Origin of the sequence: Streptomyces sp. NBC_01190, assembly GCF_045039895.1 — a bacterium.
Taxonomy (GTDB): domain Bacteria; phylum Actinomycetota; class Actinomycetes; order Streptomycetales; family Streptomycetaceae; genus Actinacidiphila.
In genome coordinates this window covers 4,738,364-4,753,602 of sequence record NZ_CP108580.1, presented here as the reverse complement: position 1 = coordinate 4,753,602, position 15,239 = coordinate 4,738,364, and the positions used below count along the sequence as shown (strand labels likewise).

Sequence of the window (15,239 nt, the reverse complement as noted above, 5' to 3'; positions counted from 1 at the left end):
TCCGTACGTCCGCGGGTGCGGGCCTCAGGTGCCGTGCTTGGATCCGCCCCGGGGGGACCCGTCCTTCTCGGGTTCGAGTCCCTCCATCTCGCGGAGCTGGTCGAGAATGACCTTGGCGAATTCCAGACCCCTGGCGGAAAGACCCACCGCACGCAAGGCCACACCTGTGACTCCAGCGTGCTCCGGGGATTGCGGATCCTGTTGCGTCAGGCCGGCATCGCGCCAGGCTGCGAGTTCTCCAAGTCTTTTCTCCGTGTGCCCCGCCGACTCGTCGTCGAAGAAGTACGAGACGGACACTCCGAAGATTCTGGCGAGAGCCTCCAGATGGTGGAGGCGTGGATTCTCTCGCTCACCCTTGCGGAGACAGGCGATGTACTGCTTGGAAACGTCACCGCCCTGCGTTTGCCCGGGCCGCCGGCGACACGGCTGCGGACGCTGGCCGATCCACGGCACCGGCGCGGGAAGCGTCACCCATTCGTGAGCGTACTGCTGGCGGCCTGCTCGGCCGTGGCGCCGGGGCCAGACAGCCGGACCCGAGTCGCTCCGCCCGGTCTGCCCGATACGTACGGCCGCGTCGACTTGGCTGCGACCCGGAGCGCACCCCCAGCCCGCAGAGAGTCGGGGCCGCGCGAGGTCGGAGTGCCTGACGCGCCGTCTACATCACGAGTATGGGCCGTACAAGATCGGCAATCCGGCCGGTCCAAGTCGGGATTCCGCCAGAGGCGGGTGGAAGCTGGGGTTCCCCAAAGCTGCCTGTGATGCTCCTGTTGCCAGCAAAAAACGGATCCAACAGGAGGCCATTCCGTGCGTTTTGTTCGGCTGATCGGTACGACCGCGGCGGTTGTCGGTGCCCGGACCGCCGGTGCTTCGAGCGCCACAGCAGCGCCTGTTGCGACCTCTTCGTCCACACCCGGCCACCTGACAAAGCAAGCGGCTCCGGGGGCTGAGGAGCGGCCTTCGAAGAGCCACACCGTGATCACCACATACCGGGGAAAGACGATCAACCTCGCAGACGGCTGGCAGGGCGCCCAGGCGTGCACCGAGGTGCCCAGCGGAAAGATCTACTGCGACGCCGGCGCCCGACTCCAGTGGTCCACGTCCGGAACCAAGCAACTCGACGACTGGGACTTCCGAGACACCGCCAGCTCCGCCTGCGTCAACCGGGTGACCGGCGGCGCCGGGGTCTACGATGACCGGACCCTCCTGCCGGATCCCTCTTTGTCCCTGGGCAACCTCTTTTGCTACGACCTCGCCCAGGACGGCTATCCGACCGGCGGCAACTGGAACGACAAAGCGGACTACATAGAACTCTGACGCACCCTCGGGCCCGGCCTCAACGCGGGTGGTGATCCAGTGCTGTGCATCCCGGCCCGGCCTCCATGAGCTGAGTGCGTGCACGCAGCCGGGGCACCCAGTTGAACTCTCGGAATCGTTCGCGTTCCTTCCGCACGCGCGAGCCGGCGCGCCTTGATTCCGCCTGCCCTCCTGCCCGTCACCACCACCTGGCACCAGGTGACAGAAGCATGTCGCCGCGCGCGATGCCACGTGCGGCCGTCCTCTCAGTATCTCGACAGATCAGAGGAGAATCGGTTGATACCCGGGCGTAGAAAAGCTTCCGTGGCGGCGATTGCCGTGACAGCGGCGCTCGCGGGACTCATACAGACCTCACCAGCGAACGCGCGTCCCCAACCACCGGCCGCCACAGCCACCGGACGCGCCGGAAGCGCCGGGCAGCCCACGGGCGGGGTGACGGATCCGGACACCAGACTCGGCAAGGGGTGGCGGACGGCGGGCGACCGTGCCGTCACCTCCGCCGCCGACAGTGACGGCCTGCACCTGCTCGTCGCGGACAGCAAGAACGCCTACGCGTGGAAGACCGCCGCGGTGCTGGCCGAGCCGGGTATGCCGGCGGACACCTGGATCGGCAACAAGTGCGCCGTCGACGCCTCGCACGCGGCGGTCGTCTACGCGCCACGGACGTTCACCAACCAGCAGGACCTGATGCTGGGCGGCGCGTTCACCGCGATCGTCGACCTCGACACCGGCTCCGTCACCAAACTGCCGTTCACCGCCTCGCTCGCCTACTTCGACCCGACGTGCAACCCGGCCACACACACCGCCGCGTTCACGGCCTACCGGGACGACAAAACACACCTGGTCACCGTCGATACCTCCGGTCGCACCGTGGCCGACACCACGGCTGTCGGTCAGGTGACCTCGGCGGTGCCGGTCGCCGACGGTACGGTCGCCGCTCTCGGCCACCGCCTGGTGCACATCGACCGCAGCGGCACCGCAAAGTCCCTGACCACGACGGACAGCGTGCCGTACGAGATCCGCCCCGCTGGCAAGGACACAGCCGGCCGCGACACCTTCGCGTTCCTGGACCACCGGGACGACACCACCGCGCACGCCAAGGTCTGGGCGCCGGCCAGCGGCAACAGCACCGGCACCGGCACCGGCACCGGCACCGGCAAGGTCACAACCGTTGCCACCGCCCCGCTGACCGACATGTCCCTCCAACAGGCCGGCACCGGTGACGTGTTCCTGGCCGGACACCCGAAGAGGACGCCGAAGACCCGCGGCACCGCCATCACCCCCCTCAACGCCCCCGCCGACAGCGACATCTCCAGCCGCGGGCGCCTGGCCGTCGACCCCGTCGTCTCCCCCGGCGTCCGGGCCGGCATCGACAGCATCGCCGGCGCCGCCACCAGCGCCCCGGCCACCACCGAGCCCGCCCCCGTGAACCAGGCCGCCGCCGGATCACAGGCACTGACCGTCACCGCCACCGCGACCGCGAGCGGCGCGAGCACCACCCAGACGGTCGCCCCGCCGGACACCGCCGCCGGCGCCACACTGTCCCCCGCGCTCGCCGGCACCCCCAGCAGCAAGCCCCGGACCGCAACCGCGCTGACCGCCGACCACGACCCCGTGGACACCGACCGCTGGTGCTCCGTCCCCCGCAACGACACGGCCGAACAGGCCCTGCAGCCCACCCCCAACCAGGTCGAGTGGGCCGTCGACATGGCCGTGCGCGGCGACCTCACCTCCGGCTGGATCACCCAGGGCGGCTGGCGCGCCCAGACCGGCCTGGGCACCATCAACCCCCAGGGCCTCTTCCCCAAACCGACCCTGACCGGCGGCGGCAGCATCCCCGCACAGGTCGAACTCGGCATCCTCGCCCAGGAATCCAACCTCTGGCAGGCCGAATCCGGCGCGATCCCCGGCCAGATGGGCAACCCACTCGCCGCCACCGCCGGGTTCTACGGCCACACCGGAACCGCCCCCGCCGACTACTGGAAAATCGACTGGACCCACTCCGACTGCGGCTACGGCGTCGGCCAGATCACCGACGGCATGCGCCTGGCCGGACACGAGAAACCCGGCGAGACCAGCCTCTCCCCCACCATCCAGAAGGCCGTCGCACTCGACTACACCGTCAACGTGGCCGCCTCCCTGAAGATCCTCGCCGACAAGTGGACCGAGGTCCACACCACCGGCCAGACCGTCACCGTCAACAACGACGACGCCTCCAAGCCCGAGAACTGGTTCACCGCCGTGTGGAACTACAACCTCGGCTTCAACAAACCCGCCGGCGCCCCCGGCGTCTCCTGGGGCCTGGGCTGGTACAACAACCCCGCCAACCCCATCTACCCCGCCTCCCGACTGGCGTTCATGGACACCAGCCTCGACCCCGGCGCCAACCACGACGCCGCCCACCCCCAGGACTGGCCCTACGAGGAAAAGGTGATGGGCTGGGCCGCCTGGTCCATCGACACCGGCCACTCCTACGCCACCACCGGCCGCCAGGACTGGCCCGGCGAGTCCGGCTTCTCCTCCGCCGGATTCCAACCCTCCTGGTGGCTCACCACCCAGATGCGCAGCGACATCAAACCCCCGCTGAACACCTTCTGCAACACCCTCAATGCCTGCGACGTCAACAACCCGCCCCCCTGCGAAACCGACCACATCGACGGCTGCGACCAACTCCACTGGTGGAACGCCGAGAACACGTCCTGGAAGGTCAACTGCGCCGACTCCTGCGGCCACGAGAGCATCAAATACCTCACCCTGCGCGCCGAACCAGGCCGCGGCACCCGCCTCCAGTACGGCACCCCCGACTGCACCCCGGCGCCCTGGGCCTCGGCAGTCGTGGTGGACTCCGTTCCGGACGGCACCCAGACCTGGAGCGACTGCGGCACCTCCACCTCCCAAGGCACCTTCCAGTTCACCTTCAACCCCGACAGCAACGGCCAATACGAGGCCAAAGGCGACCTGCACCAGATCGGCGGCGGCTACCAGGGCCACTTCTGGTACGCCCACGACCGCAACGCCACCGCCCTCGGCGGCGACACCGGACCCATGACCATCCTCGGCGACTGGAAACTCGGCTCATCCGTGCCCAAGGGCCAGGCCATGGTCTACGCCCACATCCCCGACACCGGGGCACAGACCACCGAGGCCACTTACCAGATCGTCACTCCCTTCGGCTCGGTCAACAAGACGATCTCCCAGGGGGCCAACGAATCCGACAAGTGGGTGTCACTGGGCGCCTACCGCTTCAACAACCAGCCCCCCGAGGTGAAACTCTCCAACTCAAACAGCGTCGGGACCGGCGACAACGACATCGCGTGGGACGCTGTCGCCTTCGTACCCGGCGACTACAGCGGCATGCCTGAGGTGGACTTCCCGGCGGAGAACCCGGACGCGCCGGCCCCCGACATCATGGCCGCGCAGACCCCCGCAGCGGCTTCTCCGCCCACGAACGTCGGAGCGCTTGTCTCCGCCGCCGCGTCCGCGACCGCCACACGCAACAGCCGTACGGTCGCACCACGGCCGTAAGGCTGCTGGACAACGACGGCTGCTGCGTCAAAACCGGCTACGAGGGGTGTGACCCGGCGACCGTCTGCTCATTCTGAGCACCGGGCGGGCGGCCCGGCGGGATCCTCGCGGACCCGCCGGGCCGCCCCTTTTCACGTCCGCTCGGACACGGTCCACTGAAGCATCCGCTCCTCGTGCACGAAAGCGACCAGGTGCAGAGCGGTCACCGGAGAGCCGCTCTCCACCCCGTCGCACAGCTCCCGCACCATCGCTTCCTGGCTCGGCCAGAGCACCGAATACGCGGGGGCACCGAAGTTCGTCTCGCCGATCTCGCCGAAGTGCGGGCCGGGGCGGTGGTCGACGAACAGCATGTCCCCGGAGAAGGAGCCCGCAAACGGAACCCACATGTGATGGGCGATGACTCCGCTCACCGCCTCCCCGTCACCGGCATCGATGGCGCGCTGCTCCATCGCCGCGAGAATCAGCTGGTTCTCCAGGATGCCCGCAGTGTCAAGGAGGGAGTAGTTCAGCAGAAAACCCCCCGGCTCGGTGCTGGCGCGCTGGACGGCGACACCGTCGTGTCGCGATAGCAGACGCCTCAGATCCGGGTGCAGCGGAAACTCCAGATCCTGCTCCAGTCGGCGAATATCGGCCGCCGAAGCCCCCGCGCTCAGAGCGGTGTGGTCGCCCGGCGCATGTGCCGCCAACCAGGTCTCGAAACGCTGCCACAACTCCGAAAGATCGTTGCTGGTCACGAAAACGTCCGTCGCTCGAAGGTACCCCGGCCTCGACCCGCGGCATTTCGGCACACGGCAGGACTGCCAGCGGGCCAGTCGATCCTACGAGACGTGCCCCGTCGGCCCCGGTCAACGGACGAAGTCGGGCGGCGTGGTCACCTTCTTGATGCGCCACACCTGTTTGACCAGCTACGACGAGCCGGAGCGGGCGGCCGGCGCGTCGACCTCCGGTATCGCCGCGCGCGCTCCGGACCGCTCCGCGCAATCGGCCGCTACGGTGAGCACGGCGGAAAGGCCCTGGGGCGCTTCGCCGGTCAGCAGCGGCGCGACGGCCGCCGCGAAAACCGCCCACACCGTGCCGTACGCGCCGGTGCGCACCGTCTCCCGCAGCGCGGCCGCCACCGACAGCAGCTTCAGCCGGCGCAGCTCGGCGATTCCTGGCCGAGCCGCTTCGTATCGAGTTGCCCGCGAGCGGCCAGGCCGAGCAGCGCGTCCACGGCGGAGAGCTGGTCCTCGGAGCGCCGTGCGCCGAGTCCGTACGCCAGGAGGAGGTGGGTCGCCGGGCCGGCCGGGTTGCCGGGCTCGGCCAGGGCCGACAGCACGGGCGCGCCCTCGCCGGCCTGGTCGAACTCGGCCATCGCCGAGAAGGACGCCGGGATCCGCGCGGCGATGATCTGCCGCTGCCGGGGCAGCAGCGCCAAGGCGTGCGGTGAACACTCCCCGCCGCTTTGCACGTGCACGTCCGACCGATGGGGGCGTGGGCACCGCGGCCGGGTGGTGCGGCGCAGCAGCTCGGTACGCGCTCATCGGGACTCCACGGTGGTCGTGGCGGAGGCGTCCGCCGGAGTGCGGGGCGGGGCACCGCAGCGGTCAGCGCGAGGTCGAGCCGCTTGTCCATACGGATAACTGACCGACCCGGTCGTCACACAGCTACGACGGACGCCGGCTGCTCAGCCCGCCCATCTCCCCTGGGACCAGCCTGCTGGTCGAGCCCTGCTGATCCCCATCATGGCCAGGAAGCACTGGCCGTAGGGCTCGACGTCCTTCACCTGGGTGGCCCGACTGCGTTTGATCCCGGTCAGCTTCGCGTTCCTCTCGATCAGGCGGTTCTCACTCCGGATCGGCCGCGAGCCGCGTCCCCAACTCCCCAACGCTCAACCCGAAGGTGACACAGAAGTACCACTCCGAGTCAGCAAGCCATCTCACACCGCTGTCCATCGCCCTACCCTGCCTGATGGGTGTCCGCGCCTGCCCGACGTCCGAGCCAGGACCGCCCATGTCTGGTGGCCTCAACTACGAGTGTGTCCCGAGGTAGAAACCTCCCCGACCCTAGGTGGGCCAAGCGTCGCCGAACAGATGGGCCATCGCAAGCAATCACCCCGCCTACTCCACCCGGATCGCGCCCAGCAGCCATATGTTGCCGACCCGCGAGGCCGCATCGGCGACCCCATACAGGCCGACGCATTCCCAGCACCACGCGCGTTGGCACATCCCCACAACTCAGTAGGCCGTACAGACCGTCGTCGGCTCCCCCTTCAGGCACCCACCTGCACGCATGCTGCACTGATGGCCACCGCTCGGCCACCGGCACGACGAACGCACACCCCAGAGCTGAGGCCGAGACCGACAAAGAAGCAGGTCAAAGCACCTCTTGCACAAGATCCCTCACAGGACCGAAACCTTCGACCTCCGCACTGCGATGCGCAAACCACACGTGCCCGATTCGCCCGAATCCCAAGGTCACCCGAAACACAAAACCCCAGGTCAAAGGCTTGACCTAGGGTTGACCGTGGAGCCCCCTGTCGGATTCGAACCGACGACCCCCGCTTTACAAGCGCGACAGAGATCCTGATCCCGAGTGACGAGCCGTGCCGCGTGGTGCTGTCCCTGCTGGTCAGCGCTACGCGGCAGATTGCGGCGTCCGGCTCGGGATACCCCATCCGGGGCCGTCCGCTCACGCAATGCTCACGCGAACCCTTCCCGAAGCCGGCTCTACGGCATTCCGCCGGCAATCTCCTGTCCGGCGGAAACCGCAACGACGTCACGCACTCATGCACTGAGCAAGGCGTGGGTAGCCAAACGCGGAATGCGGCAGTTCGTGCGTCGCCGAACGAGCGTGGGGCTGCCAGAACCCTGGCGAATCATTCGGTGCGGAGGAGTGCCGGGTCGGGCCTGCGGTCGGTGACGGCCCAGGCAGGTGGGGTGGCTACAGCGATGCCGCACAGGGCGACCACGGCCATGACGGCGACCGCACCGATGTGGGCTCCGACATGACCCGTGGTGATCCGGTCGAAGGCGCTGTTGAGGAGGACATCGCTGACAGCGGCGAGGGCGCCGACCATGATCATGGGGATGGCGAGATACCAGAGTTGGGCCCGACGCAGGGTCGATGTATCCGCGCCCGCGACCACCAGTGCGGCCGTGACGCGTCGGCGGCTGACGGCGGCGTCGTATCCGGTGATGGCCAAAGTGGACAGCAGGAGGAGGGCCACGGCTGCGGCCGCCGCCCAGGTCACGGCCCGGTACGGGGCGATGTTGTCGGCGGATTGGGCGAGTTGAAGGGAGGTGCTGTCGATGACGGCGGCGGGATCGGCGGCCAGGACGCGTGAGCGGACGGCGGATTCGGTCGTGGCGGCACCGTCGGTGAACACGAGGAGTTCGGGTGGGGGTGGTGCGGCCGTCGCGGCGCCCACGAGGGTACCGGGAGGGATCAGCAGGTCCGCGTTGAAGGCGCCAGCTCCCGCGATCTCGGGAAGGCGCAGGACCGCGGAGGGCGCGGTGACCTGGATACGGGGTGCCCCTGGTGAGGGGTCGGTGGCATAGGAGAGTTCCACGTGCTGACCGGGCTGGACACGTGTGCCCGTACCGGGCCAGTCGATCCGCGCAGGCTGGCCGGACGGCGGGCAGGAAGTGAGGTCACGGCCCCAGATCGCCTGGAGTTCGGCGCAGTCGGCGACCAGCGCGGACACGAAGTCGGGGGCGGTCCCCGGAGCCGCGGGAGCGGCTTGGTAGAGCTGTAGGGCTACGGCTGCCCGTACCCCGGGGATGGCGGTGTAGTCGGCTGCCGTGACAGCGGCGGTGGGGTGGTCGATCACCACGGCGCGCCCGGCCGGCGTGGCTGACGCCTTGGCCAGGTAGTCGGTCGCCGAGTGGTCGAAGACGGAAAGGAGCAGGCCCGCGGTTGCCAGGGCCACCATGCCCAGGGCCAAGGAGGACGCCGCGCGCGTGGTGTCGTCCTGGCCTCGGTGCAGCCGGGTGGCGGCCAGTTGGACGGCCAGGCGCTCACTGCGTCCGGCAGCGCGTCCGGTCCAGGATCGAACGAGGGCGGGCAGCGCCAGGGGGACGCCGACCAGGCACAGAAGGACGGCCAGGTAGAGCAGCGCCAGCAGGAGGGTCTGATCCCCTCCCGCATGCGCCGGTTGGTGGATGATCAGCCCGACCAGTCCCAGGACACCGGCTGTCAGCGGAAGGACACGGCGCAGGCGTGCTGGCGGGCGATCCGCGGAGCGCCGCTCCACGTACGGGGAGTCGACGGCCCGCGAAGCGGCCCGCCGGGCCACCCACACGCCGAACGCCGGAAGCAGGACGGTGGCCGCCCACCCGAAGGGACCGGGCCAGGCGTCCGCGGTGAAGAACCGGTATCCGCCCACGGGCCAGCGGGCGGCCAGCGGCATCAGGGAGGCGAACAGAGCCCATCCCACGACGTCTCCCAGCAGGCAGATCAGCAACACCTCGCCCGCCAGGATGGCGGTGGCCTGTCGCCGGGACGCGCCGGACAACCGCATGGCGGCCAGACGCCGGTGGCGGCGTTGCGCGGAGACACGCACACAGGACGTCACGAGCAGAGAGAGCGGGATGAGGAGCAACGCGGTGATCGCCGCGGTGGCCTTGACGGCACCGGTGAGGGAGTGACCTGCCTCGATCCGTGCCACCGGGTCGGCACCGAAACCGTCCGCCCGGACCACTCCGGTTCGGCCCTGGAGGGAAGAGGTTCCGACCCAGGCCATCAGCTCGCCGGGGTCCAACAGCCCCGGGGCTGCGATCAGCGATGTCCGCCCCTGGCAGTAGCGCTGGCGCAGTGTGTCCGACCCCGGTTCGGCCAGCAGGTGGCGCAACGCGGGCGAGACCACGCACCGGCCCGCACCGGGAAGAGACGCCAGACCCGGGGGTGCCGTGCGGCGTGGAGACGGCACGGCGGAGTCGTCGACCAGGACACGGGTGATGACGTGGCCATCCCACAGATCGCTGTCCTGACGCAGGAGCAGGTGGGAACCGGCAGCACGGGTATCGAGCCTGGTGGGGGTCCGGTCGACCGACCGGTCTACCCTGGCTGCTACGACCTGCGAGGCAGCGCAGGCCGACAGGATCGCCAGCAGCGCGATCGCGACCCCCACCGTGGCAAGGGCGGCCCGCAATCGCCCTCCCCGCGTTTCTGTCGCCGCCAGGCGTAAACCGAACAGCACGTTCCTCATCGGGCCGCCTCCGGTGACACGACGCGTCCGTCGATCACCTGCACGACTCGGTCGGCCAGGTCCGCGACTCTGGAGTCGTGGGTGACCAGCACCACCGACGCGCCCCTGTTCCGCGCCAGCGAACCGAGCGCGGCGAGCACCGTCTCACCACTGTGCGTGTCCAGCGCCCCCGTCGGCTCGTCCGCGAACACCACCGAAGGCGAGTGCACCAACGCCCGTGCCACCGCGGCCCGCTGCGCCTGGCCCCCGGACACCTGGCCCGGAAGCCTGCCCGCCAACTCCCCGATGCCCAGTTCCACCAGGACCGCCTCGGATCGCCGGCGCGCCTCCCGACGGGAGACGCCGGCGAAACGCAGCGGCAGTGACACATTCTCCAGAAGGCTCAATTCGGGCACGAGTTCGCCGAATTGGAAGACAAACCCGAATCGGCTGCGGCGCAACTCGCTCAGTTCGTCGTCCGTAGCGGTATCGACCCGCATGTCGCCCAAAGTGATCCGACCCGCCGACGGGCGCGTTATACCGGCCAGACAGTGCAGGAGTGTCGACTTGCCCGAGCCGCTCCGCCCGACGACCGCGACGATCTCCCCGCTGCCAACAGACAGCGACGCGTCGTCGAGGGCGACGTGCTCGCCGTAAATGACACGCAGCGATTCCGCTTTGAGCAAGGCCGACCTCCATGTACGTGCTGAACCGCGCCGGTCGACGGAAAGTCCGCCCAGGCGGCACCGAACTGACCTCGAACGCCGCCATGAGAGACGCTACCCGCACCCCGCAAGAGGGTGCGGCACCCGCCTGAACGGGTACCGCACCCCTGGCTGCTTAGCCCTTGGTCGGCCAGACTACGGGATTACCCAGTGATACGTGGACGAGCAGTTGTCCGGCTCCAGTTGCACGTCGCGGCATACCTTGAAGTACAGGTCTCCGAACGAACCGTCGCCGTTCTGACGGGCGTCGACCACACTCTTGGTAGTGCCCGACCCGCCGCTGTTGCGCAGGGTCACGTGGCCGAAGCCGTCCTGCCACCATTCAACGTAGACCGAGTGGCTGTCCCCCGAAGTGTCGGACAGCGAGCAGTTGATCTGCGCGTGGTCGTCGTGGATGAGGACCGCCCACGTGGTGAAGTAGCAGCTCGCCGAAGCACCGGTGGTACTGCGCGTGACGGTCGATGATGTGGCCGCGCTGGCGCTGGTCGTCGACAACACAAGGGCGCCAGCGACGGCCCCCAGCGTTGTGACAATCTTCCCTAGCATGTGAACCCCCGGAAAAACACAGCGGGAAAACCCGCCGATCGATGAATCGAACATGAACGTCGAGCTCGAATATCCTTGCAAGCTCAAATCATATCCGGCAAGTAACATCCACGTGACAAAGACCACGCTATATTTTCGGCCATATCATCGACCCAACCCGCCGTGGCTCTGCCGCAATGCTATGTCGACACTCAGGACAATTCACCTATACAGCTACAAGCGAATCCATTCCGTACTCCAACTGGATTCCTCGCATCCGTTTTTCCTTCAATAAAGCAAATATCAATCACCAAACAGGGCGAACGTGCCGATAATCAGACACGGCAGCCTCCCGTGCCAGGACTGTCCGATCAACGGTTCGCCGCGGCGTCTGCAGTTCGTGATCAAGCGTCGGCGGGCATCTCCTGCACGGGTCCCGCTGACTACGAACCCGACATCGCGCCGCTGTGCGCCTCCGCCGCTGAAAAGAGATCACCGCTGCCGCATGACCCCGAGCTACAGCCGCCCTGTCGGAACGTGTCTGAGCTCAGCGTCCCAAACACCGCATGCGGTCCTCCGGACCGAACGGAAGCCTGGCCCGGGTCTACGCCGCCAGCCCCTTGCGGGTCGCGACCTCTCGGGCGCGGTGTTCGAGAGTGCGGACGGAGGGGGATTTGCGGTGGGGGCGGATGCGGGTGCGCATGGTGTCGAAGTGCTCTGAAGTGACCCCTCGGGTCCCGACACTTCCGTTTTATGCCGCGAGGTCCAGTCGTTGATGGCAGCGGAGCCTTGCCTGGTACGGCGTGATGTAGCCGATCGTCGAGTGGATCCGCTCCCTGTTGTAATGTTCCGCGATCCACCGGAAAACGTCCTGCCGAGCCATCGCCCTGCTCTCCCAGACTGTCGTGCCGATCTGCGCTTTCAGGACCGCGAAGAAGCTCTCCGCGGCGGCGTTGTCGAAACATGAGCCGGTCCGGCCGGTGCTCTGCCTCATGTCCAACTCCGTCAACAACTCACGGAATTGATGAGACGTGTATTGAGAGCCACGGTCCGAGTGGAAGATCCCGTTGCCGGCCGTATGCCCGCCCGCATGGGCCATCCGGATGGGCCATCCGGATGGCGTCCGCGACCAGCTCACTACGCATGTGATCGGCCATCGACCAGCCCACGACCTCCCGCGTGCACAGATCGATCACGGTCGCCAGATACAGCCAGCCCTCCGAAGTCGGCAGACAGGTGATGTCTCCGACGAATTTCAGGCCCGGCAGCGGCGCGGTGAAGTCCCGCTGGATGAGGTCCGGTGCTGGAGGCGCTGTGCGATCCTGCTTCGTCAGCGACCGCGATTTTCGTCGTGTTATCCCGGCGATCTCACGCTCGCGCATGATCCGCGCGACGCGTTTGCGGTTCACGACGCGCCCAAGACTGCGTAGCTTCTCGGTGATCCGCCGGGCGCCATAGGCACCCCGCGAATCAGTGTGGATCTCCCGGATGCGGCGGACCAGATCCTCTTCCTCGTCGGCCTTCTCCTGCCGCGCCTCCTTGTTCTGGTGCCATGTGTAGTAGCCGGAGCGGTCCCAGCCGAGGACATCGCACACCCGCTTCACCCTGTGGGCGTTCCGGTGCTCATCGACGAAACGGAAGCGGATCACCGTGTCGTCTCCCGCGCGAAATAGGCGGCGGCTTTCCGGAGGATCTCGTTGTCCTCCTTCAGCCGGGCGTTCTCCCGCCGCAAGCGCTTGAGCTCTTCCTTCTCATCAGGGGTCATGCCGGACTCATCCCCACCATCCGCCGCTCGGACCCGAGCTTTGTCATCGCGGACCCAGTTGCGCAGGGTCTCCAGATGGATACCCAAGCTGTGGGCGATGTCGGTGAGGGTCCGGTCCTTCGAGGAGCGCACCAGATCCACCGCGTCCCGCTTGAACTCTTCGGGGTAGTTCTTCCGCTTTGCCACCTTGGATCACTTCCCCTGGATGACCAATCATCCAGTGCCCAGGTGTCGGAATTTCGGGGGTCACTCCAGACTCCGCCAGCACCACCTGGCCGTAGTAGCCCTCGTACTCGGGCTTCAGCGATCCGCGCATCAGGCTCTCGACCCGCGCCACGAGCTTGTCGTACCGCCGCTTCGCCAACTCGTCCGTGCCCGCCATCCCAGCCGCCTCTCCTCCACCGCACCCACGCGATGTGTGCCGAATGGTGTGCCGGACACCTTGAGCCCGGCACACCATTACCCAGGAGACAGCTACTGACCTGCGCAAACGTGGAGCCCCCTGTCGGGTTCGAACCGACGACCTACGCTTTACAAGACCGTGAGCGATCGTCGGGCAGGGTAAGTGGCTGCGCTGCCTGATGATGTTTCGATTGATCAGAAGAACTGCGTCGGGTTGACCGGTGCCCTCCGTTCGTTCGGCAGGTCCCGAGCCGCGGGCCTCCCCCGATTGGCGATCCCAGTGGAGAAGCTGGTACTCCAGCCGGAGAACTGATCTTCGTGTGTGCCGGGCCGGCTCGTAGACGGTCATGGCGCTTCCCCGCGCCTACCCACTCCGCCAGCAACGTTCCGCGGTCCAGCGGCCGGCCGCCGTCCTGGGACCGATCATTCTTCATAGCGGGCACGGCGCGACGACTACGATGTAGCGTGTCCGCTCGCGGCACGCTGGGGGAAGAGGTCTGCGATGGCGCACGACGACGCAGTGGCGACAGCATGGCGATTACATGCCTCGCTCGCCGACTGGACCGGCCGGATCGACGCCAAGGCGTCATTCGCCCTGACCATCGAATCGGCTGTACTCGCGGGGGTGGGCGCCTCGGCCGGTACGGACCACGGTTTCGGAGGGATCTCCGGCTGGTGGGCACAGGGCGCCCTCTGGATCGGCGCGGGATTGCTGGTGCTTGCCGTGTTCGCGGCCGTCTCGGTGGTACTACCCAGGGAGGGAGTACGGCAGATCGGCCCCCCGGGGCTTGACGAGTACTTCTTCTACGGGCATTTACGCCTCTGGACGCCTCAGGACCTGGCCGATCGCCTGGCCCACGCGGATCCGCTGCCCGCGCTGACCGGCCAGCTCGTCGCCATGAGCGACATCGCCTGGATCAAACACCGCAGGATAAGGCAATCACTGGTCCTGGCAATGGTCGCTGTGGCCCTGCTCACTCTGACTGTCGTGACCGGCTGAACATGGCACCTTACGAAGATCGGGCTTCGCAGGACTTCCGGCGGCCCGCTGGAGAGACCTTCTGGTCCCTCCTGGACGACACCGCCCGGGATCGCCTCACCAAAGCGGGCCACACGCGCACGTATCCCGTGAGGACGCACCTGCTGAGGCAGGACGAACCCTCCGACCATGTCCTTGTCCTGCGCAGCGGCTGTGTGAAGGTATATGCGGAGACCGGCACCGGTTACCAGGTCGTGCTGGCGCTGCGCAACGACGGCGACCTGCTCGGCGAGCAGGCGGGCCTGGACCGGCGGCCGCGTTCGGCATCGATCTACGCGCTGATGGAGGTCGAGGCGCTGGTCGTCCCCGCCAGCCGATTCAGCGCCCTGCTGCGGTCCCTGCCCTCGCTGTCGTACGGAGTGCAGCAGGTACTGTCGCGGCGATTGCGCGAGGCCGACCTGCAGCGGGCCGCGATCGGCTCGGTGCCGGTCGAGGCGCGTCTGGCCGCCCTGGTACTCGATCTCGGCGAGCGCTACGGCAGGCGTACCGCCGAGGGCGGTGTGCGGATCGAGCTACCGTTGTCCCAGGACGACCTGGCCGGGCTGGTGGTCAGCTCGCGGCGTACGATCAGCCGGATCCTGGAGGAGTGGCGCCGGAAGAAGCTGCTCACCACCGGCCGCCAGGCTATGGAGCTGGCCGGGCTGCACGCGCTGCGCCACCGCGCCGACGCCCCCGGCTCGGTGCCGGGCCAGGTCGCGCGGCCGGGAGAGGCCGACCTGCCGGGCCAGAGCAGCCGACCTGCACCTCGCTCGTCACATCGGGATTAGCGTCGGCGCC

The 15,239-nt window shown here is 68.0% G+C and carries 14 protein-coding genes; 4 read left to right on the top strand and 10 right to left on the bottom strand.

The window, feature by feature from the left end:
• Positions 1-24: 24 nt before the first annotated feature.
• Complete coding sequence (locus OG519_RS19810) at positions 25-471, bottom strand: helix-turn-helix domain-containing protein (protein WP_405585583.1); 447 nt, start codon at positions 469-471, stop codon at positions 25-27.
• Positions 472-972: 501 nt separating this feature from the next.
• Here OG519_RS19810 and OG519_RS19805 point away from each other — a divergent pair.
• Positions 973-1,314: a hypothetical protein gene (locus OG519_RS19805; protein ID WP_405585581.1), complete on the top strand. Its 342-nt coding sequence runs from the start codon at positions 973-975 to the stop codon at positions 1,312-1,314.
• Positions 1,315-1,746: 432 nt separating this feature from the next.
• Positions 1,747-4,839, top strand: coding sequence for a hypothetical protein (locus OG519_RS19800; RefSeq protein WP_405585578.1), 3,093 nt, complete (start codon positions 1,747-1,749; stop codon positions 4,837-4,839).
• Between the two features lie 131 nt (positions 4,840-4,970).
• On the opposite strand, the gene OG519_RS19795 is transcribed toward OG519_RS19800, so the two are convergent.
• The 9 genes from OG519_RS19795 to OG519_RS19755 form a co-directional block, all read right to left on the bottom strand.
• Positions 4,971-5,573 carry an SMI1/KNR4 family protein gene (locus OG519_RS19795; RefSeq protein ID WP_405585575.1) on the bottom strand — a complete coding sequence of 201 codons (603 nt, stop codon included), beginning with the start codon at positions 5,571-5,573 and terminating at the stop codon, positions 4,971-4,973.
• A 171-nt stretch (positions 5,574-5,744) separates the two neighbouring features.
• Positions 5,745-5,957: a hypothetical protein gene (locus OG519_RS19790; RefSeq protein WP_405585573.1), complete on the bottom strand. Its 213-nt coding sequence runs from the start codon at positions 5,955-5,957 to the stop codon at positions 5,745-5,747.
• Between the two features lie 11 nt (positions 5,958-5,968).
• The gene (locus tag OG519_RS19785) at positions 5,969-6,295 is read right to left on the bottom strand and encodes a hypothetical protein (RefSeq protein ID WP_405585570.1); all 327 of its coding nucleotides are present in this window, start codon (positions 6,293-6,295) and stop codon (positions 5,969-5,971) included.
• A 1,401-nt stretch (positions 6,296-7,696) separates the two neighbouring features.
• A complete protein-coding gene (locus OG519_RS19780; RefSeq protein WP_405585567.1) occupies positions 7,697-9,970 on the bottom strand; it encodes an FtsX-like permease family protein in 2,274 nt (757 codons plus the stop codon).
• 53 nt (positions 9,971-10,023) lie between these two features.
• Positions 10,024-10,692, bottom strand: coding sequence for an ABC transporter ATP-binding protein (locus OG519_RS19775; RefSeq protein ID WP_405585564.1), 669 nt, complete (start codon positions 10,690-10,692; stop codon positions 10,024-10,026).
• Between the two features lie 174 nt (positions 10,693-10,866).
• The gene (locus OG519_RS19770) at positions 10,867-11,403 is read right to left on the bottom strand and encodes a hypothetical protein (RefSeq protein ID WP_405585561.1); all 537 of its coding nucleotides are present in this window, start codon (positions 11,401-11,403) and stop codon (positions 10,867-10,869) included.
• A gap of 604 nt (positions 11,404-12,007) precedes the next feature.
• Positions 12,008-12,355 (bottom strand): integrase core domain-containing protein, encoded by a 348-nt coding sequence (locus OG519_RS19765; protein WP_405585558.1) that lies wholly within the window; start codon positions 12,353-12,355, stop codon positions 12,008-12,010.
• Positions 12,270-12,905: an IS3 family transposase gene (locus OG519_RS19760; RefSeq protein WP_405585555.1), complete on the bottom strand. Its 636-nt coding sequence runs from the start codon at positions 12,903-12,905 to the stop codon at positions 12,270-12,272. The genes OG519_RS19765 and OG519_RS19760 overlap by 86 nt, the downstream gene beginning before the upstream one ends.
• Complete coding sequence (locus tag OG519_RS19755; protein ID WP_405585552.1) at positions 12,902-13,207, bottom strand: transposase; 306 nt, start codon at positions 13,205-13,207, stop codon at positions 12,902-12,904. The genes OG519_RS19760 and OG519_RS19755 overlap by 4 nt, the downstream gene beginning before the upstream one ends.
• Positions 13,208-13,925: 718 nt before the next feature.
• Between OG519_RS19755 and OG519_RS19750 the strand changes: the two genes are divergently transcribed.
• Together OG519_RS19750 and OG519_RS19745 are read left to right on the top strand one after the other, a co-directional pair.
• Positions 13,926-14,423, top strand: a complete 498-nt coding sequence (locus OG519_RS19750) for a Pycsar system effector family protein (protein WP_405585549.1) — start codon at positions 13,926-13,928, stop codon at positions 14,421-14,423.
• A gap of 2 nt (positions 14,424-14,425) precedes the next feature.
• Positions 14,426-15,229, top strand: a complete 804-nt coding sequence (locus OG519_RS19745; protein ID WP_405585546.1) for a Crp/Fnr family transcriptional regulator — start codon at positions 14,426-14,428, stop codon at positions 15,227-15,229.
• Positions 15,230-15,239 lie beyond the last annotated feature (10 nt).